The organism is Kitasatospora sp. NPDC097691 (genome assembly GCF_040302665.1).
Lineage (GTDB): Bacteria > Actinomycetota > Actinomycetes > Streptomycetales > Streptomycetaceae > Kitasatospora.
The window spans coordinates 229,457-254,832 of record NZ_JBEORY010000001.1 but is presented as its reverse complement, the minus strand read 5'-3'; the positions used below and the strand labels follow the sequence as shown (position 1 = coordinate 254,832).

Below are 25,376 nucleotides of genomic sequence, written 5' to 3'. Positions count from 1 at the left end.
CGCCCGGTAGGTTGACCGGTACCGGCAGGCCCGCCGAACGGAGGACGCGCGATGGACAGCCAGGACTGGGACGACCGCTACGCCGCGAGCGAGCTGGTGTGGGGCACGGCACCCAATCAGTGGGTGGTTCGCGAACTGACCGGCCGCACCCCCGGCCACGCCCTCGACCTGGCCGCCGGCGAGGGCCGCAACGCCATCTGGCTGGCCGCCCAGGGCTGGGAGGCCACCGGACTGGACTTCTCCGCCGTCGCCCTGGAGCGGGCCGAACGGCTCACCGCCGACCTGCCCGACGAGGTCGCCGACCGGCTCACCTGGCGCCACGGCGACGCCCGCACCTTTGAAGCCCCCGCCGGGGGCTACGACCTCGTCCTGGCCGCCTACCTCCAGCTGCCTGCCGCGGACCGTCGCACGGCGCTGCGCCGCGCCGCCGACGCGCTCGCCCCCAGTGGCACCCTGCTGGTCGTCGGGCACGACCTGAGCAACCTCACCGAGGGCGTCGGCGGCCCGCAGGACCCGGCCGTGCTCTTCACTCCGGAGGATGTCCTGGCGGACCTCGCCGACCTCGGCCTGCGCACCGTCCGCGCCGAGCGGGTGCACCGCACGGTCGGCGGCGAGCCCGGACACAAGGGCGGGGGCGCGGGCGGCGTCGCGGTGGACGCGCTGGTACGGCTGGAGCGCGGCGCCGGGTGAACGTGCTCCGGGTCCACGGCTGTGGCGGACGGCGGACGGCGGACGGCGGGCTGAAGGCGCCTGACCGCCGGTTCCTTGGTGTGCGGACCGTTGTCGGGGGTGAGGTGCGGCGGCGTGCGGGGTAGGGGTGCTTCCAGGGCTCCTGCCCGGACTCCGTCGGACGATCACAAACTGTCTACAGTGCTGTAGATTCGCGGCACGCGGCGGTGGCAGAACGAGGAGGGCGCGATGAGCGTTTCGCTGGCCAAGGGTCAGAAGATCAGCCTGGAGAAGCCGGGCGGTGGGCAGCTGAGCCTGGTCCGGATGGGGCTGGGCTGGAAGGCGGCGGAACGCAAGGGCTTCCTCGCCAAGCTCCTCGCCGCCGGCCGGGAGATCGACCTGGACGCCTCGGCGGTGCTGTTCGCCCAGGGCCGGCCGGTGGACGTGGTCTTCTTCCAGCACCTCACCAGCAACGACGGCTCGGTGCGGCACAGCGGGGACAACCTGGTCGGCGGCGCGGGCAACGCGACCGACGACGAGTGGATCACGGTCAACCTGACGACGGTGTCGGCCGAGGTCGACCAGATCCTCTTCACCGTCAACTCCTTCACCGGGCAGACCTTCCAGGAGGTCGAGGCGGCCTTCTGCCGGCTGGTGGACGAGACCACCGGCGCCGAGCTGGCGCGCTACACGCTCACCGGCGGCGGCCCGTACACCGCGCAGATCATGGCCAAGGTGCAGCGCACGGGGACGGGTTGGCAGATGACCGCGATCGGCCAGCCCGCCAGCGGGCGGACCTTCCAGGACCTGATGCCGGAGCTGGTCAAGCACCTCTGAGCCCCGGCCGGCTGGCACCCGGCCTGGCACGCACCCGGCATTGCTCGCGCCCGACCCGCCCGGCGGGACACGACGGGGGCGCGGTTCCTCGTACGGAACCGCGCCCCCGTCGGCACTTCGTCAGGCCACTGCGTCAGGTCACTTCTTCGGGGCCGCCGAGGGCGAGACCGAGGCGCTGGGGGTGGTGCTGGGCGCCGCGCTCGGGGTGCCCGTCGCGGTCGGCGCCGGGGTCGGGCAGCCGGGGGCGCCGGTGGGCGTCGCCGTCGGCGTCCCGGTCGGCGTGGCGGTGGGGGACGGGGAACCCGTCGGGGTGGGCGTCGCCGTCGGCGTACCGGTGGGCGTGGCGGTGGGCGTACCCGTGGGCGTGCCGGTCGGGGTGGCCGTCGGGTCCGGGCAGGCCGTGGGCGTGCCGGTCGGGGTGCCCGTGGGCGTCGCCGTCGGGGTGCCGCTCGGGGTGGTCGTCGGCGTCGCGGTCGGCGACGGCGAACCGGTGGGCGTCGGCGCCGTGGTGGGCGTCGTCGGCTGCGCGGTCGGCGACGGGTTCGGGGCGGGCGTCACCGGCGTGGTCGGCTGCTGAGTCGGAGCCGGGGCGGGCGTCGTGCCGGTGCCGGTCGAGCCGGTGCCCGATCCACCGCCGACCGTCGGGCCGCCGACGACCGGGAGGAACGGCGAGGGCAGCGACGGCGACGGGACCGAGGACCCGGGACGGTTCGGGACGGTGGTCACCGTGCCGCTGCCGTAGTGGGCCATCCAGTTGCGGACGGTCCGCAGGTACTCGCCCGAGTTGTTGTAGCTGAGCACCGCGCGGTCGAGCTGCGCCGGGTCGGAGAGGTCACGGCCGCCCTCGCACAGGTAGCGTCCGGCGGCCTCGGCGGCGTCGAAGATGTTGTTCGGGTCGGCCTTGCCGTCGCCGTTGGCGTCCACGCCCGAGGTGGCCCAGGTGGACGGGATGAACTGCATCGGTCCGACGGCGCGGTCCCAGCGGGCGTCGCCGTCGTAGCGGCCGCCGTCGGTGTCGGCTATCGCGGCGAAGCCGTTGCCGTCCAGCGCCGGGCCGAGGATCGGGGTCAGCGTCGTGCCGGAGGCGTCCACCTGGCCGCCGTTGGCCTGGCCGGACTCGACCTGGCCGATCGCCGCGAGCAGTTGCCAGGGCAGGTGGCAGCCGGGGGAGCGCTGCGCCAGTGAGGCCTCGGTCTGGCGGTAGGCGGCGAGCACCGTGGCGGGCAGGGCGGGCCCGGTGGCCGCGAACAGGCCGGCGTCGGGCGCGCCCGGCAGCGTGCCGGGCGGCTGCGGGAACTGGAGGGTGCCGCCGCCGTCGGCCGGAACACCGGTGCCGGGCGAGGGTATGCCGAGCGGCGAGCCGGCGCCCTGGTGGTCGGCGTCCTGGGCGGTGGCGCCGGTCGTCGGGCCGGTGTCCGCGGCCGCGCCGGGGGCGAGGCCGATTCCCGTGACCTGAGAGCCGGTCAGTGCGGCCAGCGCGGCGAAGGCCGCCGCCGTCCCCGTGACCCGCTTGCCGACCCGGAGCTTCCGCCCGCCCTGGCTGCTGCCGAACCTCGCCGTCATCCGATTCCCCTCCCCGTCACCGCCCGGACGATCCCGGAACGGTTGAGCTGTCGTCATCGTGCCCGTCCACCTGATGACGGCACCCGCCACCGGACGATTAGTATCACGACGATCTGACAGGGACAGGGTGACCGGGAGGCGGCCCGAGGCCCTCCGAGGGGTTAACTCGGCACTTCAGCGGGGGTGCGCCGGTCCCCGGGCCGCGGACCGGGCCCGTGGCGTGCGGTTGCTTCGCCCGCGTCCGGCGGCATCTCCCCTTCCGGTACCGGGAGTTGACCAAGGGCCCAACGGCGGGGGGACGGACGCCCCGGGCGCCGGACCGGCGGTTCGGAGCACGGGGGTGGTACGTGCGCGGCGTTTCGGGCTCCCCGGCGGCGCCCGTCCTCCACCCCTCTGACCTGCCGGAACGTCCGGCGCCGCGGTCGGCCACCCCTAGCAGGACGGGCCCCCGGACGCCAGGGTGCGTCCCCGACTCGCCCCTGGACGGGTGACGTTCTGGTGAAAGTGGGCATGCCAGGAATCACCGCCCGGCATGCTGTGCCGCGTGATGATGCGGATGGAGGTCCAGACCGTGAGCCCGAACCTGCCGGAGACCGTCGCCGAGGGAGCAGTCGTGCTGCCGGCGCCCCCTCGGGTGGTGGACGACCTGGCCCGTGACCTGACCCAGGCCGCCGCCGCGGTCCGGGCCGTGTCGCGGAACTGCCGCTCCGGTGGGGACGTCGCGGTCGCCGCGTACACCGCCGTGGTGTGCACCGGGCTGTCGGCCGCCCGCGCCCTGGAGGAGGCGGCCTCCTGGTGCCGCCAGGCCCCCGGTGCCGAGGTGCACTCGCTGGCCTGGGCCCGGGTGCCGGGGCACCGCGACGACGTCCACGAGTACCGCGTCACCCTGGCCGTCAGCTTCCCCGACGACGAGACCGGCGAGCACCTCGGGGACACCCACCACGCCCGGCGCTGAGGTCGTATCATCACCCCATGGGCGAGGGGGGTACGAACGACATGGTGAACGAGACCGGCGGCGCTTCGGACGGCACGATGCCGAGCCCGGCTCCGGTGTCCGCTTCCGACCCCGACGGCCCGCAGGAGCTCTCGCGGGCCGCCGCCGTCGTGGTGACCGTCCTGGCCGCGCTGTGCGGTGCGGCGGTGCTGCTGGCCGTGTTCCACTGGCTGGGGTGGGCCGTTCCGGGGATCGGCTGGCTCGTCGCCAAGGCCGGCATCAAGCTCGCCGTCGGAGGCTTCGCCGCGATGGCCGTCGGCCTCGGCTGGCTCCGGGCCCGGCTGGGCGCCCGGCCCCGGGGCTGACCCGGGAGCCGTCAACCCGCCTGCGGGGAAGCGCAGGTGAGGTCGTGCGCGGGCGCCTTGTCGTCCAGCAGGTAGCGCTCGACCACGTCGGTGACACAGGAGTTGGGCCCGGGGTACTGTCCGTGGTCGCCGTTCCCGGTGACGGTGACCAGCTTCGAGCCGCGCAGTGCACGGTGGGCGCCGAGCGCCGCCTCGTAGTACGTCGCCGGGTCGTGCACCGAGTTGAGCATCAGCGTGGTCGGCAGGTGGGCGCCGGTGACCTTGACCTTGGGCGCCGGGGCGACCGGCCAGGCGGCGCAGACCGCGCTGAAGGCCAGCGTCCGGGCGCCGACCAGCGGCCAGCGGGCGGTGTTCTCGGCGCCGAGCCGCACCCAGGTGTCCATGTCCCTGGTCCACGCGGTGTCGTTGCAGGTCACCGAGAAGTACTCGGCGAGGAAGTCCGGGCTGAGGTAGCTGTTGAACATGGTCGCGACCGCTGCCCGGGTGGCGGCGTCGGTGGTCTGCCAGTTGTCGAGGACGGCCAGCAGGCGGGCGAGGTCGGGGAAGTGGGAGGCCGAGTAGATCGCCGAGATCGCGATGTTGTCCAGCTGGTTGGGGCCGATCGTCAGCGAGCCCTCGACGATGGGGGAGTCGTGCAGCGCGGCCCGCCGCTGCTCCCAGTGCGCCCGCACCTGCTCCGGCGTGGTGCCCCAGTGGTACGTGGCGTCCTGGGTCGCCAGCCAGGGCACGAAGTCCTCGTCGAAGCGGCGCTGGAAGCTCATGGGCTGGCCCAGCTGGAACTTCTCCCAGGTGCCGTCGAAACCGATGTTGCTGTCCAGCACCATCCGCTCGACCCGGTGCGGGAAGAGCGTCCCGTAGTAGGCGCCGATCATCGTGGCGTAGGACGGGCCGTAGTAGCTGAGCTTGCGCTCGCCGAGCAGGGAGCGGAACAGGTCGATGTCGTGGGCGGTCTGCTCGGTGGTGAGGTAGGGGATCAGGTCGCCGCTGCGCTCCTGGCAATCGGCGGCCAGCTTGGTGGATTCGGCGATCACGTGGTCGACCGCGGCGGGGGACTGGTCGCGGTAGTCGCCGGCCAGGAACTCCTGGAACTCCTCCGGGGTCTGGCACACGGCTTTGGTGCTCGCGCCGACCCCGCGCTGGTCGAAGCCGACGATGTCGTACGCGGCGCCGACGGCAGGGGCGGCCGTGGCCAGTCCGGCCGGGCGCAGCAGGCCCGAGCCGCCGGGGCCGCCGGCCGCCATCAGCAGGGTGCCCTTGCGCTTGGCCGGGTCGGCGGTCGCCTTGTGCCGGGAGACGGCGATGGTGAGGTCGGCCCCGACACCGGGGTGGTGCCAGTCGCGCGGGGCGCTCATGGTGGCGCAGTCCAGGGCGGGCTGCGTGGCGCAGGGCTGCCAGTTCAGCGTCTGGTGGGTGTAGCGGGCGGGTGCCGGGTCGGCGTCGCCCGGATCGCGGGCGGTGTCGGCACTGGCGGTGGCGGGAACGGCGAGGCCGGTCAGTACGGCGGCGGCCATGGCCAGCGCGGCACGGCGGGTGCGGGGCCTGGTGGCGGCCGGAGCGGTGCGGGCCGGGGCGGTGGCGGTCGGGGCGGGGTTCGTCGATGCGGTGTTCGTCACGGGAATGATCCTGTCCGAGCCGGGCCTGACGATCGATCACCCGTGCTGCCGTCTTCGGGGTGGTGCTGGCTACACCCCCGCCCGGAGGAAGGCTCCAGTTCCGGACGGGGGTGGCCGGCGGCGGCCCCACCCCCGTGGAGGCCGCCGCCGGCCGTCAGTAGGCGGCGGTGAACCGGGCGCGGTGGTGGGCGGGCGTCTCGACCTCGTCGAGGAGGGCGACGGCGAGGTCCTCCATGGAGATCGCCGAGTTGCCGTCGGCGTCGAGCAGCAGCTCGTCCCGGCCGAGCCGGAACCGGCCGGTGCGCACGCCCGGTTCGAGCAGCGCGGCCGGGCTGAGGTACGTCCAGTCGACGTCGGCGTCGGCCGCGAGGTAGAGGTCGAGCTGCTCGCCGCAGGCCAGCGCGATCGGGAGGATCTCGGCGGGGAAGCCGGGGGTCTCGACGAGGGTCGTGCCGTCGGTGCCCGGGACGAGGAGGTTGCCCGCGCCGCCGACGGCCAGCAGTCGTACGCCGGTGCCGGCGAGGCCGGCCAGCAACCCCTCGGTGGCGACGGCCAGTTCGTGCTCGCTGCCGGGCACCGGGCGGGTGGCGGTGATCACCGCGTCCTGCCCCGCGGTCACCCGGGTGACGTCCTCGGGGTTGCGGGCGTCCGCGACGGCGAGGGTGACGGCGGAGGGCAGGCCGTGCGGCTTGGCCGGGTCCCGTACGACGGCGGTGACCTCGTGGCCGCGGGCGATCGCCTCGGCCACGACCCGGCTGCCGACGTTTCCGGTGGCGCCGAACACGGTGATGCGCATGGGGAGTTCTCCTCGGATGGGGTCCGGACCGGGTCCGGACCGGATGCGTGATGCGGGCTTGGGAACGCGGGATGCGGGATCGGGAACGGGAGATCGGGGACGCAGGCTCGGGGGCGCCGGGTCCGGGACACCGGTGGGGATCCCGGGACGCGCGGGACTCCGACCGGGAGGGGTCAGACGTTCTCGCGCACCGGTGGCGCGGCGGCCGACCGGGCCACCGGTGTCGACCGGGTGGTGGCGCCGGGCCGCTGGGTCTGGGCGACGACGAGCGAACCGAGCACGACCAGTGCGCCGAGCGCCTGCAGCGGGCTGAGGTTCTGCCCGAGCGCCAGCCAGCCGATCACGGTCGCGACCACCGGGCTGAGCAGGGAGAGGAAGGAGAGCGAGGTCGGCGGCAGCGAGCGGAGCCCGCGGAACCAGAGCACGTAGGTGACGGCCGCGCCGATCAGGCACAGATAGGCGTAGCCGAGCACGTTGGCGGCGGTGTAGTGGGTCGGCGGCGCGCCTTCGGTGAGCAGCGTGAGCGGCACCAGCAGCAGGCCGCCGGCGGTGAGTTGCCAGCCGGTGGTGGCGAGCAGCGGGGCGGGTGACACCCAGCGCTTGGAGAGCACGACGCCGGCGGCCATGACCGCGGCGCCGCCGAGCGCGGCGGTCACCCCGAGCGCGTCCGGTTCGGCGCCGGCCCGCAGGACCAGCAGGCTCACGCCCGCCACGCCCGCGATGCCGGACAGCACGGTGCGCAGGGTGAGCCGGTCGCCGAGGACGGCGGCCGAGAGACCGGCGGTCATCAGCGGCTGGACGGCGCCGACGGTGGCGGCGATGCCGCCGGGCAGGCGGTAGGCGGCGATGAACAGCAGGGCCTGGAACGCCCCGATGTTGAGCGCGCCGAGGACCAGGGAGCGCCACCACCAGCTGCCCTGCGGCAGTCGGCGGGTGAGGGCGATCAGCAGCAGCCCGGCGGGCAGGCAGCGGATGACGGCGGCGAGCAGCGGGCGGTGGGGCGGCAGCAGCTCGGTGGTGACGAGGTACGTCGTCCCCCAGACGGCGGGGGCGAGCGCCGTCACCAGCACGATGGCGAGGCGATGTCTTAGCACTAAGCCAATGTATCTCAGCGCTAAGGCATTCTCTATCGCCGCGGGCCGGTGACGTGGCTCACAGTTACCTCGCTGCTAAGGGATTCGGGCCCGATCGCCTACCCTGGAGCCGTGGCAGATCATGTGGACCGCGTAGTCGCGCAGTGGGCCGCCGAGCGCCCCGACCTGGACGTCTCCCCGATGGAGGTGTTCGGCCGGCTCAAGCGCCTCTACCGCCTGGTGGACACGGCGCTCAACCGCACCTTCGCCGAGCACGGCCTGGACGCCGCCTCCTTCGACGTCCTCGCCACCCTCAAGCGCAGCGGCCCGCCCTACCGCCTCACCCCCACCGGCCTGATGCAGTCCTCCATGGTCACCTCCGGCGCCATCACCCAGCGCCTGGACCGGCTGGAGGCCCGCGGCCTGGTCACCCGGACCCGCAGCGACCAGGACGGCCGCAGCCGCGAGGTCGCCCTCACCCCCGAGGGCCACGCCCTGATCGAACGCGCCCTGCCCGACCACCTCGCCACCGAGTTCGGCCTCCTGGAGGGGTTGGACGACGCCCGGACCGCCGCGCTGGTCGACGCGATGCGCGCCCTGCTGGTGGCCCTCGGGGACAGCCCGGACTAACGGCCGCCGCCGAGCGGGGCCGGTCCTCACGGGTTGACCGCGACCGCCTTGAAGAAGGTGTAGTGGAAGGTGCCGCCCGGCTCGGCCGCGCGGCGCAGCTCCGTGATGCCCCGGTCGAAGTCCTCCGCCGTGGCGAGCCCGGCGGCCAGCGCCTCCGCCCGGACGGCCTCGACCATCGCGACGAAGGTGCGCAGCGTGAAGCCCTCCGCCAGCGCCGGGCGGCCGCCGTCGGCGTAGACCGTCCGCGGGCGGACCGTCACGTCGGTGAACCCGGCCGCCGTCAGCAGCGGGTACAGACGGCGGCCGAGCAGACCGTCGCCGCCCGCCTCGGCCTGGAGGCGGACCAGGTGGTCGATCGTGCGGGTGGCGGCCGCGCTCCGCGGGTGGAAGAAGGCCGAGCCGTGGTCACCCTCGATCACCGTGATCGTCCCGCCGGGCCGCAGCACCCGGCGCAGTGCGGCCAGTCCGGCCGCCGGATCGGGCAGGTGCTCCAGCACGAAGCAGAGGAAGACGTGGTCGAACGCGCCGTCCGGGAACGGCATCCGGTGCAGGTCGCCGTGGTGCCAGGTGACCTCCGCGTCCGGTGCCTGCGCCGCCACCCGGGCGCGGGCCTGCGCCAGCGACTCCGCCGAGAGGTCCATCGCGGTCAGCAGCACCCCCGGGCCGGCGGCCAGCAGGTGCACCGTCTGCGCCCCCACCCCGCAGCCCGCCTCCAGCAGCCGGCTGCCCGCCGGGTACGCCGTGCCCGCGTGCAGCAGCTCGGCGAGGGTGTCCGCCTGGTCGCCGAGGCGCTGCGCCTCGGTCTCCGAGTAACCGTGGACGTAGGTCGTGTTCTCGTTCTCGTTCCGCTGTGCCGCGCGGGCCGTTTCCGTGGTCATGGCCACCACCCTCGCGTCACTATGGTCCGGTGAACAGGTCCAAAGCTGCCGCACCCGACCGGTCCAAAGAGGCGCACGGCCCCCGCGAGACCGGTGCCGACTTCCTCCAGCTCGACCCCGCCGACGCCCCACCGGGCGGCCTCACCGACTGGCTCGCCCGCCGACTGCGCGAGGCCGTCGCCGACGGCCGGCTCCCGATCGGCAGCCGACTGCCCGCCAGCCGGGTGCTGGCGGCCGAACTCGCCGTCTCCCGCGGGGTGGTGACCGATGCCTACCGGCGCCTCGCCGAGGAGGGGCAGATCGCCGGGCGGGGCCGCGGCGGCACCGTCGTGGTCGCCACCCCGGCCCCGCCCGCCGTGCCCGCCCCGGAACCGCGTCGACCCCCGGCGGCGACGGCGCCCGCCCTGTTCCGGGACGACCCCGATCCCGAGGTGTTCGACCTGCTGCGCGGCACCCCCGCCCGGATCGACCTCACCCCCGGCGTGCCCGACCTCGCCGCCTTCCCCCGCACCGCCTGGCTGCGTGCCGAACGGGCCGTCCTCGACGGTCTCGCCGCGCACGACCTGGGCTACGGCGACGTCCGCGGCACCCCGGCGCTGCGCCGGGCCGTCGCCCACTGGCTCGCCCGCAACCGGGGCATCCGCGCCGACCCCGACGAGGTGCTGATCGTCGCCGGCACGGCCCAGGCCCTCGCCCTGCTCGGCCGCGCCCTCGGGCGGACGGGCGTCACCGAGGTCGCCGTCGAGGACCCCGGTTCGCTCGGCGCCCGCCGGCACCTCGCCCACTGGCTCGCCGCCACCCCGCCCGTGCCGGTCGACGCCGAGGGCATCCGGGTCGACGCCCTGCGCGCCACCGGCGCACCGGCCGTCCTGCTCACCCCCGCCCACCAGTACCCGACCGGTGTCGTCCTCGGCGGCGACCGCCGCCGTGACCTGCTGCGCTGGGCGGCCGAGGGCGGCCTGGTCATCGAGGACGACTACGACGCCGAGCACCGCTACGACCGCCCGCCCGTCCCGGCGCTGCGGGCCGCGCTGCCGGACCGGGTCTGCTACGCGGGCAGCATCTCCAAACTGCTCGCCCCCGCCCTGCGCACCGGCTGGCTGCTGGTGCCCGCCCGCCTCCGGGAGGCCGTCCTCGACGCCAAACGTTTCGCCGACCTCGGCAACCCGGTGCTGCCGCAACTCGTCCTCGCCCGTCTGATGGAATCCGGCGAACTCGACCGCCACCTTCGGCTGCTGCGCCGCCGCCACCGGCGCCGCCGGGACGCCATGATCGCCGCCATCCGCACCCACCTTCCCGGCGCCACCGTCCACGGTGCGGCGGCCGGTCTCCATCTGATGCTCACCCTGCCGGAGGAACTCGGCTGCACCGACACCGAGTTGGCCACCGCCGCCCTGGCCCTGGGCGTGAAGGTCCAGCCGCTGTCCTGGCACGCCCGCCTGCCGTACCCGCCCGGTCTGGTCCTCGGCTACGCGGCGGGCTCGCCGCCCGAGATCACCGAGGGCATCGCCGTCCTCGGGCAGCTGCTCCGCCGGGCGGGGTGAGCGGGGCCGCCACGACCCCCGCCGGGCGCCGGGCGGCGAAACGAGTACGCGTACTCAGGACGGAAGCGGAGGGCTACTCAGGCGGTGGCCGGCCGGCTCCGGGCACGATGGCGATCATGGAGAACGGATCCCGAACCCGCGGACGCGCTCGCAATGCGGCCTACCTGTTCATCGGCCTGGGCCTGTCGACCACGCTGGTGTTCGGCGCGGTGAGCCTCGGCCGGGTCTGGCAGGGCGAGCCGTACCCGACGGCCGACCCGGCCGCCACCGCGGCACAGGTGAACGGCCGCCTCCTGGCCGTCTACGACGCGTTCGGCCTGTCGCCGGCTCCGGTGCTCGATCCGCAGTACACCCCCGCCGTCGAGGCCGACGTCTACGACTGCCACCGGCGGGGGCTCGCCCACGCCCTGGACGGCGTGGACGACTCCGCTCCGCACGAGCCCCGCACCGCCGCGATCCACGCGGGCTTCAGCGTCAAGGCGCTCACCGGTCCGCAGGCGGAGGCGGCGGTCCTGCGCGCGGAGCGAACGCTGAACGACCAGGGGTGGACGGTCACCTCGTCCCGGGAGCCGGACCGCGTCCGACTGCTCCTGGAGCCGCCGAAGTCGGGTGCCGCCGGGTCCGCCTCCGACGCGGTCTCGGCCACGGTGTCCGCTTCCGTGGACTACGCGAACGGCTACCTCACCTCAGTGCCGGCGCGGAGTGCGCCCGCTACCCCGGGGACACCCGGGTGGACGACGAGGGGAAGCCGGAGGGCCTGCCCAGCCTCACGCTCCCGGCGCAGCTCCGTCGGTCGTGACCGCCGGGGCCACCGGTCCTCGCCGTTGACGCGGACCCGCAGCTCGGCGGCGAGACGCCGCCCCGGCGGCAGGACCAGGATGTCCAGTCGATCGAACGTTCGGCCCACTCTCTGGCCCGAGGTGTAGCGCCGATCGGATTGTCGGATGAAGCTGGTGCGGGGAGGGACCGGCGGATCGGGCCCTGGGTACGCTGACGGGCCGTGGTCCGCCGTCGATCGACGCGCTTCAATCGTTCTGTCGCTCCATCGCTCCATCGCTCCATCGCTCCAGTCACTCCCATCGATCCAGGAGGCGTGATGGCCACCTTCCGACGAGCCGCCCGGTTCGGAGTGGTGCTGACGGTCCTGGGGGCCGCGCTCGGCCCCGTCCCGGTCGGATCGGTGTCCGTGGCCCGCAGCCCCCACACCGAGAGGACCGTCACGATGGCCGCCCAGGACCAGGAGGATTCGCGGGTGCTCGCCGGCCGGCGGATCGTGCTCTCGTACGCGGGTCCGACGCCGCCGCCCGAACTGCTGAAGACGATCCGGGAGGGCCGGGCGGCCGGGGTGATCCTGTTCGGCGAGAACATCACCAGCCCGGAGCAACTCGCCCAGGCCGTGGCGGAGTTGAAGCAGGCTGCGGCCGAGGCGCCGAATCCGCGCGGCCTGCTCCTGATGACCGACCAGGAGGGCGGCAAGGTCCGTCGGCTGCCGGGTGCGCCCGAACTCTCCGCCCGCCGCACCGGGTCGGCCGCGAACCCGCCGGCCGCCGCGGTGGAATCCGGCATCGGAGCCGCCCGGAACCTGGCCGACGCCGGCCTCAACGTCAACCTCGCCCCGGTGCTCGACGTCTACGACACCCCGGACAACTTCATCGACCACGCCGAGCGCTCCTACAGCCAGGACCCTTCCACGGTCGCCGAGTTGGGCAGCGCCTTCCTCGCCGCCCAGCAGAGCCTCGGCGTGGCCGCGACCGCCAAGCACTTCCCGGGGCTCGGCGCGGCCGCCCGCGGGGCCAACACCGACGAGCGCCCGGTCACCCTCACCGTCCCGCTGGAGCAGATCCGGGCCCGCGGCGAGGCCCCCTACCGGGCCGCCATCGCGGCGGGCGTGCGGCTGGTGATGGCGTCCTGGGCGGTGTACCCGGCGCTGGACCCGGAACGCCCGGCCGGACTGTCGCCCACCGTCATCCAGGGCGAGCTCCGTGGTCGGCTCGGCTTCGACGGCGTGACCGTCACCGACGCCATGGAGGCCGGTGCGCTCGACCCGTACGGCGACACCGGCGACCGCGCGGTGGCCGCCGCCGGGGCCGGCATGGACCTGATGCTCTGCTCCGCCCGTGACCCGCAGCAGGCCGAGGACGCCACCGGAGCCCTGGCCGCCGCCCTCGACGACGGCCGGCTCGACCGCCACGCCTTCACCGCCGCCGTCTCCCGGGTCGACGCCCTGCGCGACGCGCTCGGTTGAGCGGTTGAGCGGTTGGGCGGTTGAGCGGCTGGGCGGCTGGGCGGCGCACCGGAGGCTCGACGCCCGGCCCGCCCCGCGGCGCCGCTCACCGGTCGAGCAGCGTCCGCAGGTCGACGATGCGGTAGCCGCGCGCCAGTGCCCCGTCGATGATGCGCGGGAGTGCTTCGGCGTCGAGGCAGGTGTCCGGCCCGCCCTCGTCGGTGGCGCCGACGTGGAGCTGGAGGACGGCGCCCGGGGTCAGGGCGGCGAGGGCGCGCTCGACGGCGCGGTCCGCCGTCATGCCGTGACCGGGGCCCAGGTAGCCGTTGGTGTCGGCAGTGAACTCCAGGTCGGCGTAGCCGAGTTCGTTGACGGTGGTGATGCCCTGCGGGGTGGTCTCGCTGTACGGGAAGCGGAAGAACGGCAGCGGTTCCGTCCCGGCCGCGCGGCGGATCGCGGTCTCGGCGCGCCGGACCTCGGTGCGGGCCCGGTCGGCGGTGAGGTCGGGGAAGTGGGGGTGGCTGTAGGAGTGGTTGCCGAGGCCGTGTCCGGCGGCGGCGATGGCGCGGACCGCGTCGGGGTGGTGGTCGGCGAAGTCGCCGGTGGGGAAGAACGCGGCCGGGACGCCGCGGTCGCGCAGGACGGCGAGGACGGTGTCGAGCCCGGTCTCGTTCCAGGCGGCGTTGAAGGTGAGGGCGAGGACGCGTTCGTCGGTGGGGATCCGGCGGATCTCGGTGCCCAGGAGCTCGGCGGGCGGCGGGGCGGCGGCCAGCAGGGCGACGGCGGCGAGGACGGCCGCGGCGGCGGTGCGGAGTCGGTTCACCTGGGGTCAACGCAGACGTTGCCCGGCGGGTTATGGGTGTTCGCCCGTCCGAGGGTGATTGCGCCATTGAAGGTCTCGTTTCGGTCGAGGCGTTACTTCCAAGGGTGAAACCCACGCAGGCATAGGAATCGCATGGCAAAGTTTCTGTCGTGGGCCTATGAAATGTCATATGTGCCACGTCACCTGTCTCTGACCGTCCTCGCCTCCCAAGGAGAACCCATGAACCGCATCGCCAGGATCACGGCGGGCGCCGCCGGCGCCGTCGCCCTGTTCGCGTCGCCCGTGCCGGCGCTCGCCGCGACCTCGACGGCCGCCGCCCCCGCCGCTACCGTCACCACCTGCGGGTGGTCCGGCCTCCAGGCCGGGCTGTCCACCAAGGTCTGCGCCGACGTCACCGGCGACAGCGTCGTGCTGTACGGGCAGATCGGACTGGCCGGCCCGCCGTCGCCGGGCACCCCGTGGCCGCCGGCGCCGCAGGAGCTGCTCACCCGGCTGTCGGCCGACGTGACCGGCGGCAACTCGCTGGGCGCGGTGAACGGTCGCACCGTCTTCACGGTCAGCACCGTGCGCGTCGACGGGATCACCGCGACCGTGCCGTGCGGTTCGACCGTGCACGCATCCTTCTCCGTCGAGGCGATGTGGCGAGGACCGGCCCCGGTCACGGTCGATGTGCCTGTAGTCTGCTGACGGCTCGTCACCGTGACTGCCGAGCCCGGGAGTTGGCAGCGTCCCGGGCTCGGCGTCGGCATGCCCCGACGCGGGCGCAGGTGTGAGGTGGGTCACCCCTGCGCGCGGCGAGCGGGAGTCGTCGAGCTGTGACGACTTGAAGAAGTCTTCATCTGTCCGCGATGATGCCTACCGGCCGCGGCACGGACCGCCCGGCCGGGACGACCACCGAGCCGGACCCGAGCCGGATCCAAGGGAGGCGCGCGGACGATGCCGGTCCCGCTGTACCAGGCCAAGGCGGAGTTCTTCCGCACCCTCGGCCACCCCGTACGGATCCGGGTCCTGGAACTGCTCCAGGACGGACCCCGGCCGGTGCGCGAGCTGCTGGCGGAGATCGAGGTCGAACCGTCGAACCTCTCCCAGCAGCTCGCGGTGCTGCGCCGCACCCAGCTGGTCACGGCGACCCGCGAGGGCAACACCGTGGTGTACGCGCTCAGCACTCCGGACGTCGCCGACCTGCTGCGTGCGGCGCGCCGGATCCTGACCGAGCTGATCACCGACCAGGGCGCGCTGCTCACCGAGCTGCGCGCCTCCGGCGGTCGACAGCTCCGCTGAGCCCCGCCCGGCCCGTCCGACCGATCCGAGGAGAACCACCCACCATGAGCGACAGCACGAACGAGGAGAAGTCGCGCCGCAAGGCGATGATGGTCCGCGCGGGCATCTACATCTTCGCCACGCACCTGTTCGCCGGCTTCGTGCTGCTGCTGTTCGCGCTCGGCGGTCGGAAGTAGCGCGGCCGGGGTGGTCGCCGGGTGTCATCCTCCACCGCCGGGTGCCACCGCCGTCCGCCCGGTATCACCGTCCGCCCGGTGTCACCGCCCGTCGTCCGGAACCAGGTAGCGGTCGCTGGTGCTGCTCCAGGCCTGCACGCCCGCGACGAGTTCCCGGGTGCCGTCCAGGTACCAGCGCCCCGCCGGGTGTCGGCGCTGCAGGTCGCGGCGCAGCACCTCGCTCTCCCGGCGCAGCACCGCCACCCGGTCCCGTACGGCGCGGACGGCCCGGCTGCGGGTGCAGCCGAGGGCCCGCTGCAGGGTGAGCACGGTGTTGAAGGCGGCCGCGGTCTGCCGTTCCTCCCGTTCCAGCGAGTAGAGGTCGTTGATCAGGGTGGCGGCGTCGGCGGTGTGGGCGCGCAGGCGGTGCAGTGCGGGCTCCGCGTGCAGGGCGGCGGGGGCTTCGGCGCCGTGGACCCGTTCCAGTATGTTCATGAACGGGTAGAGGCAGCTGCCGTGCCGGCGCAGCCGCATGGTGTCCGTCAGGCCGAGGCCGTGGGCGGGCACCGTGCCGCGGGCGCGGTGGTCGGCCTCGGCGGGGAAGGTGGCCAGGCACTCCCGCCACTCGCGGGCCGCCCGGGCGCGCCAGGCGGGGGACATCGACGCGCTCTGACGGTCCCACAGTTCCCGCCAGGAGCCGAGGAGTTGGGACTCCGACGGGGTGTCGCCGCCGTCGAGGACGGAGATCAGCGGGTCCACGAGGGCGTGCGCCTCGGCGGGCCGGCGTCCGGGGGTGCCGTCGAAGCGGTCGTCCAGGATGGTGAACCAGCCCAGCATGTCCAGCAGCAGGTCGAGTTCGGTGCCCCGGGCGCGGGGGAAGGCGTGGCCGATCAGCTCCTGCAGGGCGTAGGAGCGGTAGCCGGGCAGCTCGGTGGGGGTGAGCAGGCCGTGGCGGACCGCCCAGTCGTCGTGCCGCTGCGCGGCGGCGTACAGCTCGCCGGGCGGGCGGGCCGGCGGGCTCGCCGCGGGGGCGCCGGTGGACGGACAGCGGCCCGGTACCGCCGGCTCGTCCCGGGAAGCCGCGGCACCCCGCCCGCCTGACGTCCGCGCGGCGCGGCCGGCGCGCCCGCCGCCGGGCGCCCGCTGCTCGCGCGGCGCCAGCCGGACACGCAGCCCCTGCGCCTGGACCGTCGTCCAGACCACCTCCCGGGCCCGCGAGCCCGGCACGGCCACCGGCTGCCAGCGGCGCAGGATCGCGGCCGCCGCGACGGTCAGTTCCGCCCAGGCGAAGGCCTCCCCGATGCACTTGTGCTTGCCCGCGCCGAAGGGCAGGAAGGACGGTCGGCCGGCGCCGCCGCCGTCCTGCCAGCGCTCGGGACGGAAGGCGAGCGGCTCGGGGTGGCGCACCGGGTCGCGGTGCAGCGCGGTGAGGCTGTACAGCAGCTCGGTGCCGGCCGGGATCCGGTACGGGCCGAGCTCGACCGGGACGCGGGCGGTGCGCATCAGGAAGGCGTTGGGCGCGTGCAGTCGCACCACCTCCTGGGTGACGCTCCGGGTGTACGTGAGCCGGGCCAGCGCCTCGGGGGTGGGGACGGCGCCGGCGGGCAGGTGCTCGTCCAGCTCGGCCAGGACGCGCGCCTCCACCTCGGGGTGGCGCAGCAGTTCGTCGAGCAGCCAGGTGAGCGTGGTGGAGACGGTCTCGGTGCCCGCGCCGAACATGGTGATCGCCTCGGACCGGACGTCGGCCTCGGTGAGCGGGCAGCCGGTGGCCGGGTCGGTCGCGGCGCGCAGCAGGGTGGGCAGGGTGCCGTGTCCGTCCTCCGAACCCGGCGTTCCGGAACGGCTGTTGACGGCCTGGTCGACGACCCGGTTGAGCACCCGCACGGCGGCGTCGAAGCGCCGGTTGACGGGCAGCGGCAGCCGGGCGAGCGACGGGTTCGGGTAGAGGGACTGGACGATCTGGCCCTTCACCATGTCCGGCAGCGCCCGGTGGAAGGCGAGCGTGGCGTCCTCGCTGAGCCGGGCGCCGAACAGTGAGCGGGTGACGATCTCCAGGGCCAGGTGGTTCATCTCCTTGGCCACGTCCAGGACCTGGCCGGGGTGCCAGCGCCCGGCCCGCTCCTCGGTGACCTGGTGCATCACGGCCAGGTACCCGCCCATCCGGTCCGGGCCGAAGGCGGGCTGGATGATCCGGCGCCGGTCGCGGTGGGCCTGGCCCTCGGACATCAGCAGACCGTCACCGAAGGCCGTCTTGAGGGTGTCCTGGACGGCGCCGCGCGGGCAGTCGTGGGCGAGGGCGACCAGCAGGGTGTGGACCAGCCGGGCGTCCGTGACCACGCAGACGGTGCGCGGTCCGAGGCGGATGCGGACCACGCCGCCGTGACGGGAGAGGGAGCCGAGGAAGCCGAGCGGGTCGCGGAGCAGGGCGGCGGCGTGTCCGAGGCCGGGGAGCGCGCCGGGGGCGAGCGGCGGGACGGCGGACCGGGCCAGGGGGGACGGGCGGGGCGTGTTTCTCGGGGGGACGATCCGCTTCCGGGACTCGGTCAGCAGGGACATGACACTACCTTCCACAGAGGGGCAGGCGCCGGGCGGTGCGGGTGGGCACCGGCGGGCCGACCGCGGCTCGGGGCCCGGCCAGCGCGGACCCCGCGCGCACCTGGGCGCTCGCCATGGCAAACGCGCCGGTCCCACGGGCGTTGCGCCGAACGCGCGGGGATCACTCCAACGGCCGATCGCGCCGCCTCTTCCGCGCCCTCCCGGAGATCCGGCTTGACCTGCGCGGATGGCGCGGGTCGGAAGGTCCCCGGCGGGGCCCGGCCGCAGGGTCTTTGGACCCTCGCCGCAGGGTCGCGCGAGGGCCAGCATGGTGGCGGGAGAGGGAGGAACCTGATGACCCGTTTGCGCCACCGGCCCGCGCTCGACGTCCGGGTGGAGATCCGCGGTGAGCTGCCGCGCGAGGACGCCGAGTACGCCAGGGCCCGGGCGCTGGACACGGCCACCGCGCTCGGCCCCGGAGCCCGCGCGCTGCGGCTCCGGCTCACCCGGACGCAAGACCGGTCGATCAGCCGGCCCGCGCTCGCGCAGGCGGATGTCGAACTGGACGACGCCGGGCCGGTGCGGGTGCAACTGGCCACCGGAACGGCCCGGGAGTCCGTCGACCTGGTGCTGGGGACGCTCGTCGGGCGGGCCGTCCGGCTGCGCGAGCAGGGCGACATCGGCTTCGCCGCCACGTACGAGAGCGCCTACCGCCCGCAGTACGTCGACCGCCCGCTGGCCCGGCGGCGGATCGCCCGGCACAAGACCGTGGTGCTCGCCCGCCGCACCCCCGGGCAGGCCGCGCGCGAGCTGATCGCGCTGGACCGGCGGTTCCACCTCTTCGCGGACGTGACGACCGGGTGGGACGGCCTGGTGCACCGCTGCCCGCTGAGCGGGGCCGTGGAGCTGTGCGCCGCGGGCAGCGGGGCCCTGCCGCGGCTCGACCTCGCGGAGGCAGGCCGCCGGCTCTGGCTCGGCGGCCGCCCCTTCGTCGGCTACACGGGGCCTGGAGACGACCGGGGCCGGGTGCTCTACCGCCGCTATGACGGCCACTACGGATTGATCGAGCCGGTGTCGGGCGGCCGGATCGGGGCAGGAACCCTGTCGGCGCGGAACTGAACACGACGACGGCACCACCGCACACGGGTTTCCACGAACTTCCAGTACTCCACGAACTCCACGACAGGGGACCGGGACCATGGACTGCGACGAGGTCATGCTGACCGTCCGGATCACCGCGGCCGAGCGGGCGCTGCTGCGCGAGCTGGCGCGCGGGCACGGCGGCGACGTGTCCGACGTGGCGGTGGACGGCCTGTTGGAGGTCATCCCCGCCCTGCACGACGACTCGTCCGTCCTGCCGCTGCTGCGCGTCCTGGCCCGGCCCGCGCCCTTCGCCCTGACCCTGTGGCTGCCCGCTCCGGTCGCGGACCTGCTGCCGCTGCTCGGTGAGCGGCTCGCCCGCACCGGCGGGCCGTCGGCCGGGCCGGCCAGCGCCGCGCTCTCCGCGGCCCTGCGGCTCTGGCTCGCCGGGGACCGCGTCGCCCTGGCGGGCGCACTGGCCCGGCTGCACGGCGGCTGCGGCGCCGCCGCGGTCGCGGCGTCCTTCGGCCCGGGAGCCGTGACGGCCGCGGCCTGATCACTGCCCGGGGGTGACCGGCCGTCACACACCGGCCGAGTGAGCTCCTCGAATCCCGCCCAATTCGGACCGGTCCCTGTCTGAGCCGGACCGGTTCCTGTCCATGACTGACCGTCTCTTGCCCGCACCGGGAACGTTCCCTGCCTGGTCATGACCGTTCTCCTGCCCGCACCGGACCGCTCCTGGCCTGCGGCCGGACCCGTACCGCTGCTTCGCATGCCACCGGGCCCGAGCCGACGGCCCGGTCGAACGGGTCGAAGAAATTCGCAAGAGGTTTCTGTTATCCCCTGCCGTCCTGTTCGCTCTCCGGAGTGTCGGAAGGCCCGAGCCCCCCTTCACCACAGGGCGCGGGTCGTCGCACGAGGAAAGGAACGCGATGGGACACCGGAGCAGCGAGCTTCGTCGGCGCAAGCGCCGCAGGCTCACCCGCAGGAGCGCCCTGGTCGCCGCCGTGGTGGCGGCCGGGCTGGTGGCGGGGACGCTCGGCATCCGCACCGCGCTGGAGCCGACGGGCGCGCAGAGCGCCGTCACGGCCGCGGCGGACGCGGTCGACAACTCGGGGTCGCAGGCCGGACTGGTCGGCGACGACGGCGGGCCGGGGGAGACCGGCACCGCCGAAGGCGCCACCCAGGCGCCCGCCCCGAAGCGCGACCAGAAGGCCGTGCCGCTCAAGGCGATACCCAAGGACGAGCCCGATCGCGGCCTGGTCTACGCCGGATTGAGCCTGCCCAGCAGCGACCGCTGTGGCGGCACGCTGGAGGTCACCGGCAGCACCCAGTGCAGCCACGGCCCGGACGTGCCGCCCAAGGGTGTGGACGTCCGTCAGGACGTCGCGCCGGTCGCGGCCCCGGCCGCGCAGGCGCCCGCGCTCACCCCGGCCGCCGGTGCCCAGCCGCCGGCCGCCGCCGACCTGCTGAAGGGCGGCGCGCCCGTCCTGGACGCCACGCAGAAGACGCTGCTCGGCGGCTCCGGCAGCGCCGCCGCGGATGCCGCGCCGGGCGTGCCCGCCGCGCCCGCCGGTTCGAAGGTCGTCTGCGACGGCGACGGCAGCAGCGGCAACCGCGTCCAGGTGGTGTACGTGCACTCCCCGAGCAGCGACCGCTTCGCCCAGTACCTGCCCTCCTTCAAGAAGTGGGCCGCCGACGTCGACGTCATCTACAACGCGAGCGCCGCGGAGACCGGCGGCGAGCGGCACGTCCGCTTCGTCACCGAGTCCGACTGCACCGCCTCGGTGCTGAACGTGCAGATCTCCGACGCCGAGATCCAGGACTTCAACGCGACCAACCGGGCCGTCGCCGCGCAGGGGTTCAACCGCAAGGACCGCAAGTACATGATGTTCACCGACGCCAAGGTGTACTGCGGGATCGGCACCTTCGCCGGGGACGAGCGCCCCAGCCAGGACAACCTCAGCAACTTCGGCCCCTCGTACGGCCGGACCGACTCCGGCTGCTGGAGCGGCAGCACCGCGGCGCACGAACTCGGCCACAACCTGGGTGCGGTGAACAACAGCGCCCCCAACTCCAGCAAGGCCGGGCACTGCGTCGACGAGTGGGACATCATGTGCTACTCGGACGCCCCCAACTACCCGCAGATGCGGACCGTCTGCCCGGACCGCGCCCATGACGACCGGCTCGACTGCAACCACGACGACTACTACAACACCTCGCCCGCGCAGGGCAGTTACCTCACCACGCACTGGAACGTCGCCAACAACCGCTTCCTCATCGCCGGTGGCGGCAGCAACCCCAACCCCAACCCCACGCCGACGCCCTCGCCGACCCCGACCCCGACTGCGACGGCCACGCCGACCCGCACGCCCTCGCCGTCCCCGACGCCCACCGGCGGCACCACCCCCACGCCGACCGGATCCCCGACCCCGACCCCGACCGCGACGCCGACGACCGGCAACGCGGGCCCTGACGTCGGTGTCAGCCAGATCACCCAGAACTCGGTGATGCTGAGCTGGAAGGCGGCTCCCGCCGCGGCCGGCTACGACGTCCTGCTGAACGGCCAGACGATCGGCACCGTCCGTTCGACCGTGGTCGGCCTGGTCCGCCTCGCCCCCGGCACCTCGTACACGGTGGCCGTCGCCGTCCGCGACGCCGCCGGAGCGGTCGGCAAGCCCGGCCGCGCCGCCACCTTCCGTACCGTCACCGACGCCGGCCGGCCGCAGCCGGGCGCGAACTACACCATGGTCAACAGCCTCACCGGCCAGGCGGCCGACCTGTGGGGCAGCTCGATGAACGACGGCACCGTGGCCATCGCCTACCAGCGCACCGGCTACGCCAACCAGAAGTGGCAGTTCGAGGACGCCGGGAACGGCGCGGTGCGGATCAAGTCCGCGCGCTCCGGCAAGTGCCTGCAGCTCGGCGGTGCCGCGGTCGCCGGCCAGTACGTCGCCCAGCAGCCGTGTTCCGACGCGGCCGCGCAGAAGTGGCAGCTCACCGCCGGTGACGGCGGGTTCACCGTCACGGCGGACGGCGGTTCGCTGGTGCTGGGGCTCAGCAACCGTTGGTACTACGGCGGTTGGCTGCTGGAGCTGCAGCAGCCGAACGGCCGGCCGTACCAGAACTGGTCGGTGCTGAAGACCTCGTGAGGCCGGCAGGACCATCGGCTCGCAGGCCCGCCGCACCGGCTCGCTAGCGCCGGCCGCCGGCCGCCGGTCGCACGTCGCCGAGCCCCGTGAGCCGTTTCGGACCGACACGCCGGGCGCGGCCGCCACTCACCCAGTGGCGGCCGCGCCCGGCGCCCCGCTTCCTGCGCCCGCTCCCCACACCGCCATGAGGAATCCCGCCATGCGAACCCGCCCGATCCTCGCCACCGCCGCCCTGGCCGCGGCGGTCGTCCTCGCCACCGCCACGCCCGCGGTCTCCCACGGCGACAGCGTCCACCTCGACGTCACCGGCCAGCAGAACGGTCACGTCAGCACCGTCGCCACCTGGGAGAACGACCACGACCCGGTCACCGAGGAGTTCGCCGGAACGCTCTCCGCCACCGCCGTGGACGGCCGCGCCGTCGGGCCCTGGCGCCTGGTCACCGTCCCCGGTCACCCGGGGACGTACACCACCCGGGAGATCCTCCCCGCCGGGCACTGGACGGTGACCGTGGACTGTGCCTTCCCCTCGCTGGGGCACGCCCAGCGCGAGCTCGACGTCGACGCCACCGTCATCAACGACCCGGTGCCCGCGGGCACCGCGGCCCACCCCACGCCGGGCGGACCCACCGCCGGGCCGACCCAGGGGACGGGCACCGGGACCGCCCCCACCCTGGTGCCCGTCCCCACGCAGACGGCCACCGCCGGTCCCGCCCCCACGCAGGCGGCCACCGCCGGCCCCGTCCGCGAGACCACGGCCGCCACCGTGCACGAGACCACCTCCGCCGGCGCCACCTGGGCCGCCATCGGCACCGCCGTCGCGGCCGTCGTGCTGACCGCCGCGGGCCTCTGGTTCCGGCGCCGCCGGGCCTGAACCGCCGGGCCCGACCGCGGGGCCCCAGCCGCCCGGCCCCGGCCGTCGGGGCACGTGCCGGGGAACCAGCAGGGCACGAACCGACGTCCTCCTCGGTCATCGGGCGCCACCGGGCGCCCGGCCGATCGCAAGGGAGCGTCCGCGGATGAAGAAGGTGCTGATCACCGGCGGAGCGGGGTTCATCGGGAGCACGGTGGTGTCCGCCCTGCTCGACCGGGGGATCACCCCGGTCGTGCTGGACGACCTCTCGAAGGGCCGGGCCGAGTTCGTCGAGGACCGGGTCTTCTACCAGGGCGACATCGCCGACGGCGCCCTGCTCGACCGGATCTTCGCCGACCACCCGGACATCGACGCCACCGTGCACTGCGCCGCGAAGATCGTCGTACCGGAGTCGGTGGCCAAGCCCCTGTACTACTACCGGGAGAACGTCGCCAAGACCGTCGAACTCCTGGAGTCCCTCCAGCGGCACGGCTGTACCCGCGTCGTCTTCAGCAGCTCCGCCTCCATCTACGCGCCCACCCCCGACGCCCGCGTCGACGAGAGCTGCCCGGTCGACGCCAACAGCCCGTACGCGCGCACCAAGCAGATGATGGAGCAGGTGCTCCAGGACTGGACCCGGGGCGAGGGGGCCGAACGGCAGCGCGTCATCGCCCTGCGGTACTTCAACCCGATCGGTGCCGACCCGCAGCTGCGCACCGGCCTGCAGGACCTCAACCCCACCCACGCCCTCGGCAAGCTGATCGAGGCGCACACCACCGGCGCGCCGTTCACCGTGACCGGCGTCGACTGGGCGACCCGCGACGGCTCCGGCATCCGCGACTACGTCCACGTCCAGGACCTCGCCGAGGCGCACGTCGCGGCGCTGCTCCGGTTCGACGAGGTGGTCGCCCCGGGCGCGGCGGACCGCTACCGCGTGATCAACGTCGGGACGGGCGACGGCACCACCGTCCGCGAGCTGATCGCCGCCTTCGAACAGGCCGTCGGCGCCCGGCTCGACGTCCGCGAGGCGGGCCCTCGCCCCGGTGACGTGATCGGCTGCTACGCCGCCGTCGACACCGCGCGTGAGCTGCTGGAGTGGCAGCCCCGGCGCGGCATCGCCGAGGGGGTCGCCGACGCCCTCGCCTGGCGCGCCAAGTGGGCTGCCCGCCTGGGTGTCTGACCCGTCGGCAGCCCGGGGCCCGCCCGCGCGCCGCCACCGTCGCCGCGCGACGCCGGACGGGGCGGGCCCTACTTCACGGCCTCGCCGGACTTCGTCCAGTTGTCGCGCAGCCGGTCCAGGTAGGACTGCGCCTGGGAGCCGATCTTGACGCCCCGGGCGAAGGCCAGCATGTTGCCCGCGCCCGCGTTGTAGCCGAGGGCGACGAGTTCGTCGCGGCTCAGCGACACGCTCGGGCGGGCCGGGAGCTGCGCGGCGAGGTCGTGCAGGTGCCACGCGGCGGCCTGGACGGCCAGGTTGCGGTCGTCCGGGAGCTCCTCCCACTGGCGGGAGGCGAAGGGACGGCCGGGCTTGGTGTCGTCGAACGCGGCCCGGTGCATGTTGGCGATGCCGAACGAGGCGTCCGGCTTGCTGCGCTGCCAGGCCCGTTCGAGCTCCGGGTCGTGCGGCTTGTACGACTCGTTGTAGAGGATCGCCATCAGCAGCTGCGGGTTGACCCCGGCCTCGGCGGCGTACTGGCGCACCGGCGCGGCGTAGTCGGCGGGGTCGTACCGGCCCGGGGGCTTCGACGGTGCGGCCGAGGGGTCGGCCGACGGTGCGGCGCCGGACGGCGGGGCCGACGACGCCGCGGCGGACGGCGTGGGGTCGGCGGAGGTCGCGCCGTCGTGGCCGTTGCCGCGGATGAGGCCCAGTCCGGCCACGACCACGACACCGATCACCAGCCAGCGCCCCCACCCCGGGCCCTTCTGTTCCTCGCTCACCGCTGCCGGTCCCTCCCCGTTCGCCCGTGCGCTCGTTCGACCGCCGCACGGTCAGCCGTGTTCCGTCGGCAGGCTACTCGGCGGCCTCGTGGTCGCCGTCGAGGTTGCGGAGGAAGTCCTTCGCCTTCTCGACGCCGGTGTCGATCTGCCCGCTGTACTTGCCGTCCGTGCGGTCGTCGATCGCGTCGCCGACCTTCTCCAGGCCCTGCCCGATCACGTCACCGTGCTCGCGGGCGAGGTCGGTGGCCTTGTCCGCCAGGTTCTTCAGACTCTCAAACATGGTGACGCTCTGCTCCTCTGAGCCGTTCCTGATGGTGTGCCGACGTGGCGGGGATCATGACCATCCTAACGACGGCCGTCCGAACGGTTCGCCTGCTGCCGGTCGGCGGCGGGTGACTTTGGTGAGATGGGTTGTATGCTCCAGCCCGTCTTCTAC

General features: G+C 74.5%; 25 protein-coding genes. 16 read left to right on the top strand and 9 right to left on the bottom strand.

The genetic code is table 11. The features are described from left to right. Positions 1 to 51: 51 nt before the first annotated feature. Together ABTY56_RS01080 and ABTY56_RS01075 are read left to right on the top strand one after the other, a co-directional pair. Positions 52 to 690 carry a methyltransferase domain-containing protein gene (locus ABTY56_RS01080; RefSeq protein WP_350625129.1) on the top strand — a complete coding sequence of 213 codons (639 nt, stop codon included), beginning with the start codon at positions 52 to 54 and terminating at the stop codon, positions 688 to 690. A 228-nt stretch (positions 691 to 918) separates the two neighbouring features. Further along, complete coding sequence (locus tag ABTY56_RS01075; RefSeq protein WP_350625127.1) at positions 919 to 1,506, top strand: TerD family protein; 588 nt, start codon at positions 919 to 921, stop codon at positions 1,504 to 1,506. Positions 1,507 to 1,644: 138 nt separating this feature from the next. Here the strand turns inward: ABTY56_RS01075 and ABTY56_RS01070 are convergent, their stop codons facing one another. After that, positions 1,645 to 3,069, bottom strand: coding sequence for a lytic transglycosylase domain-containing protein (locus ABTY56_RS01070; protein ID WP_350625125.1), 1,425 nt, complete (start codon positions 3,067 to 3,069; stop codon positions 1,645 to 1,647). Between the two features lie 544 nt (positions 3,070 to 3,613). On the opposite strand from ABTY56_RS01070, the gene ABTY56_RS01065 reads away from it, so the two are divergent. Further along, positions 3,614 to 4,024, top strand: coding sequence for a hypothetical protein (locus ABTY56_RS01065; RefSeq protein WP_350625123.1), 411 nt, complete (start codon positions 3,614 to 3,616; stop codon positions 4,022 to 4,024). Between the two features lie 17 nt (positions 4,025 to 4,041). Further along, the gene (locus tag ABTY56_RS01060) at positions 4,042 to 4,368 is read left to right on the top strand and encodes a hypothetical protein (RefSeq protein ID WP_350625121.1); all 327 of its coding nucleotides are present in this window, start codon (positions 4,042 to 4,044) and stop codon (positions 4,366 to 4,368) included. 11 nt (positions 4,369 to 4,379) lie between these two features. Here ABTY56_RS01060 and ABTY56_RS01055 read toward each other — a convergent pair whose 3' ends face one another. From ABTY56_RS01055 to ABTY56_RS01045, 3 genes are all read right to left on the bottom strand, one after another. Then, positions 4,380 to 5,981, bottom strand: coding sequence for an alpha/beta hydrolase (locus ABTY56_RS01055; RefSeq protein ID WP_350625119.1), 1,602 nt, complete (start codon positions 5,979 to 5,981; stop codon positions 4,380 to 4,382). Between the two features lie 154 nt (positions 5,982 to 6,135). Then, positions 6,136 to 6,777, bottom strand: a complete 642-nt coding sequence (locus ABTY56_RS01050; RefSeq protein ID WP_350625117.1) for an NAD(P)-dependent oxidoreductase — start codon at positions 6,775 to 6,777, stop codon at positions 6,136 to 6,138. 173 nt (positions 6,778 to 6,950) lie between these two features. After that, positions 6,951 to 7,871: an EamA family transporter gene (locus ABTY56_RS01045; RefSeq protein ID WP_350625115.1), complete on the bottom strand. Its 921-nt coding sequence runs from the start codon at positions 7,869 to 7,871 to the stop codon at positions 6,951 to 6,953. A 111-nt stretch (positions 7,872 to 7,982) separates the two neighbouring features. Between ABTY56_RS01045 and ABTY56_RS01040 the strand changes: the two genes are divergently transcribed. After that, positions 7,983 to 8,480, top strand: coding sequence for a MarR family winged helix-turn-helix transcriptional regulator (locus ABTY56_RS01040; RefSeq protein WP_350625113.1), 498 nt, complete (start codon positions 7,983 to 7,985; stop codon positions 8,478 to 8,480). Positions 8,481 to 8,506: 26 nt separating this feature from the next. Here the strand turns inward: ABTY56_RS01040 and ABTY56_RS01035 are convergent, their stop codons facing one another. Beyond that, positions 8,507 to 9,358: an L-histidine N(alpha)-methyltransferase gene (locus tag ABTY56_RS01035; RefSeq protein ID WP_350625111.1), complete on the bottom strand. Its 852-nt coding sequence runs from the start codon at positions 9,356 to 9,358 to the stop codon at positions 8,507 to 8,509. Positions 9,359 to 9,387: 29 nt separating this feature from the next. On the opposite strand from ABTY56_RS01035, the gene pdxR reads away from it, so the two are divergent. From pdxR to ABTY56_RS01020, 3 genes are all read left to right on the top strand, one after another. Further along, on the top strand, positions 9,388 to 10,902 hold the full coding sequence (gene pdxR / locus ABTY56_RS01030; RefSeq protein WP_350625110.1) for a MocR-like pyridoxine biosynthesis transcription factor PdxR: 1,515 nt from the start codon (positions 9,388 to 9,390) through the stop codon (positions 10,900 to 10,902). Between the two features lie 116 nt (positions 10,903 to 11,018). Next, entirely contained in the window at positions 11,019 to 11,828 is an 810-nt protein-coding gene (locus tag ABTY56_RS01025; protein ID WP_350625108.1) for a hypothetical protein, read from the top strand. Positions 11,829 to 11,998: 170 nt separating this feature from the next. Next, a complete protein-coding gene (locus ABTY56_RS01020) occupies positions 11,999 to 13,147 on the top strand; it encodes a glycoside hydrolase family 3 N-terminal domain-containing protein (protein ID WP_350625106.1) in 1,149 nt (382 codons plus the stop codon). A gap of 85 nt (positions 13,148 to 13,232) precedes the next feature. Here the strand turns inward: ABTY56_RS01020 and ABTY56_RS01015 are convergent, their stop codons facing one another. Next, on the bottom strand, positions 13,233 to 13,949 hold the full coding sequence (locus ABTY56_RS01015; protein WP_350625104.1) for a polysaccharide deacetylase family protein: 717 nt from the start codon (positions 13,947 to 13,949) through the stop codon (positions 13,233 to 13,235). Between the two features lie 219 nt (positions 13,950 to 14,168). Between ABTY56_RS01015 and ABTY56_RS01010 the strand changes: the two genes are divergently transcribed. From ABTY56_RS01010 to ABTY56_RS01000, 3 genes are all read left to right on the top strand, one after another. Further along, positions 14,169 to 14,636, top strand: coding sequence for a hypothetical protein (locus ABTY56_RS01010; RefSeq protein WP_350625102.1), 468 nt, complete (start codon positions 14,169 to 14,171; stop codon positions 14,634 to 14,636). Positions 14,637 to 14,885: 249 nt separating this feature from the next. Continuing rightward, entirely contained in the window at positions 14,886 to 15,230 is a 345-nt protein-coding gene (locus ABTY56_RS01005) for an ArsR/SmtB family transcription factor (RefSeq protein ID WP_350520917.1), read from the top strand. Between the two features lie 44 nt (positions 15,231 to 15,274). Then, positions 15,275 to 15,406 carry a DUF6126 family protein gene (locus ABTY56_RS01000; RefSeq protein ID WP_350625099.1) on the top strand — a complete coding sequence of 44 codons (132 nt, stop codon included), beginning with the start codon at positions 15,275 to 15,277 and terminating at the stop codon, positions 15,404 to 15,406. 81 nt (positions 15,407 to 15,487) lie between these two features. Here ABTY56_RS01000 and ABTY56_RS00995 read toward each other — a convergent pair whose 3' ends face one another. Continuing rightward, positions 15,488 to 17,941, bottom strand: a complete 2,454-nt coding sequence (locus ABTY56_RS00995; RefSeq protein ID WP_350625097.1) for a cytochrome P450 — start codon at positions 17,939 to 17,941, stop codon at positions 15,488 to 15,490. Between the two features lie 333 nt (positions 17,942 to 18,274). Here ABTY56_RS00995 and ABTY56_RS00990 point away from each other — a divergent pair, with 333 nt between their 5' ends. The 5 genes from ABTY56_RS00990 (at position 18,275) to galE (ending at position 24,182) form a co-directional block, all read left to right on the top strand. Next, positions 18,275 to 19,039 (top strand): hypothetical protein, encoded by a 765-nt coding sequence (locus ABTY56_RS00990; RefSeq protein WP_350625095.1) that lies wholly within the window; start codon positions 18,275 to 18,277, stop codon positions 19,037 to 19,039. Positions 19,040 to 19,118: 79 nt separating this feature from the next. Further along, entirely contained in the window at positions 19,119 to 19,556 is a 438-nt protein-coding gene (locus tag ABTY56_RS00985; RefSeq protein WP_350625093.1) for a hypothetical protein, read from the top strand. 376 nt (positions 19,557 to 19,932) lie between these two features. Continuing rightward, on the top strand, positions 19,933 to 22,152 hold the full coding sequence (locus ABTY56_RS00980) for an RICIN domain-containing protein (protein WP_350625091.1): 2,220 nt from the start codon (positions 19,933 to 19,935) through the stop codon (positions 22,150 to 22,152). A 199-nt stretch (positions 22,153 to 22,351) separates the two neighbouring features. After that, positions 22,352 to 23,023 carry a hypothetical protein gene (locus tag ABTY56_RS00975; protein ID WP_350625089.1) on the top strand — a complete coding sequence of 224 codons (672 nt, stop codon included), beginning with the start codon at positions 22,352 to 22,354 and terminating at the stop codon, positions 23,021 to 23,023. A gap of 145 nt (positions 23,024 to 23,168) precedes the next feature. Further along, positions 23,169 to 24,182, top strand: coding sequence for a UDP-glucose 4-epimerase GalE (gene galE, locus ABTY56_RS00970; RefSeq protein ID WP_350625087.1), 1,014 nt, complete (start codon positions 23,169 to 23,171; stop codon positions 24,180 to 24,182). Positions 24,183 to 24,250: 68 nt separating this feature from the next. On the opposite strand, the gene ABTY56_RS00965 is transcribed toward galE, so the two are convergent. Further along, the gene (locus ABTY56_RS00965) at positions 24,251 to 24,940 is read right to left on the bottom strand and encodes a transglycosylase SLT domain-containing protein (RefSeq protein WP_350625085.1); all 690 of its coding nucleotides are present in this window, start codon (positions 24,938 to 24,940) and stop codon (positions 24,251 to 24,253) included. Between the two features lie 73 nt (positions 24,941 to 25,013). Beyond that, positions 25,014 to 25,220, bottom strand: coding sequence for an antitoxin (locus ABTY56_RS00960; protein WP_350625083.1), 207 nt, complete (start codon positions 25,218 to 25,220; stop codon positions 25,014 to 25,016). Positions 25,221 to 25,376: the final 156 nt, after the last annotated feature.

Excerpts from the sequence above, each read along its gene's own strand:
- ABTY56_RS01080 (WP_350625129.1), top strand. The coding sequence starts at position 52 with ATGGACAGCCAGGACTGGGACGACCGCTACGCCGCGAGCGAGCTGGTG.
- ABTY56_RS01075 (WP_350625127.1), top strand. The coding sequence starts at position 919 with ATGAGCGTTTCGCTGGCCAAGGGTCAGAAGATCAGCCTGGAGAAGCCG.
- ABTY56_RS01070 (WP_350625125.1), bottom strand. The coding sequence starts at position 3,069 with ATGACGGCGAGGTTCGGCAGCAGCCAGGGCGGGCGGAAGCTCCGGGTC.
- ABTY56_RS01060 (WP_350625121.1), top strand. The coding sequence starts at position 4,042 with ATGGGCGAGGGGGGTACGAACGACATGGTGAACGAGACCGGCGGCGCT.
- ABTY56_RS01050 (WP_350625117.1), bottom strand. The coding sequence starts at position 6,777 with ATGCGCATCACCGTGTTCGGCGCCACCGGAAACGTCGGCAGCCGGGTC.
- ABTY56_RS01035 (WP_350625111.1), bottom strand. The coding sequence starts at position 9,358 with ATGACCACGGAAACGGCCCGCGCGGCACAGCGGAACGAGAACGAGAAC.
- ABTY56_RS01025 (WP_350625108.1), top strand. The coding sequence starts at position 11,019 with ATGGAGAACGGATCCCGAACCCGCGGACGCGCTCGCAATGCGGCCTAC.
- ABTY56_RS01020 (WP_350625106.1), top strand. The coding sequence starts at position 11,999 with ATGGCCACCTTCCGACGAGCCGCCCGGTTCGGAGTGGTGCTGACGGTC.
- ABTY56_RS01010 (WP_350625102.1), top strand. The coding sequence starts at position 14,169 with ATGAACCGCATCGCCAGGATCACGGCGGGCGCCGCCGGCGCCGTCGCC.
- ABTY56_RS01005 (WP_350520917.1), top strand. The coding sequence starts at position 14,886 with ATGCCGGTCCCGCTGTACCAGGCCAAGGCGGAGTTCTTCCGCACCCTC.
- ABTY56_RS01000 (WP_350625099.1), top strand. The coding sequence starts at position 15,275 with ATGAGCGACAGCACGAACGAGGAGAAGTCGCGCCGCAAGGCGATGATG.
- ABTY56_RS00995 (WP_350625097.1), bottom strand. The coding sequence starts at position 17,941 with ATGTCCCTGCTGACCGAGTCCCGGAAGCGGATCGTCCCCCCGAGAAAC.
- ABTY56_RS00990 (WP_350625095.1), top strand. The coding sequence starts at position 18,275 with ATGACCCGTTTGCGCCACCGGCCCGCGCTCGACGTCCGGGTGGAGATC.
- ABTY56_RS00985 (WP_350625093.1), top strand. The coding sequence starts at position 19,119 with ATGGACTGCGACGAGGTCATGCTGACCGTCCGGATCACCGCGGCCGAG.
- ABTY56_RS00980 (WP_350625091.1), top strand. The coding sequence starts at position 19,933 with ATGGGACACCGGAGCAGCGAGCTTCGTCGGCGCAAGCGCCGCAGGCTC.
- ABTY56_RS00975 (WP_350625089.1), top strand. The coding sequence starts at position 22,352 with ATGCGAACCCGCCCGATCCTCGCCACCGCCGCCCTGGCCGCGGCGGTC.
- galE (WP_350625087.1), top strand. The coding sequence starts at position 23,169 with ATGAAGAAGGTGCTGATCACCGGCGGAGCGGGGTTCATCGGGAGCACG.
- ABTY56_RS00960 (WP_350625083.1), bottom strand. The coding sequence starts at position 25,220 with ATGTTTGAGAGTCTGAAGAACCTGGCGGACAAGGCCACCGACCTCGCC.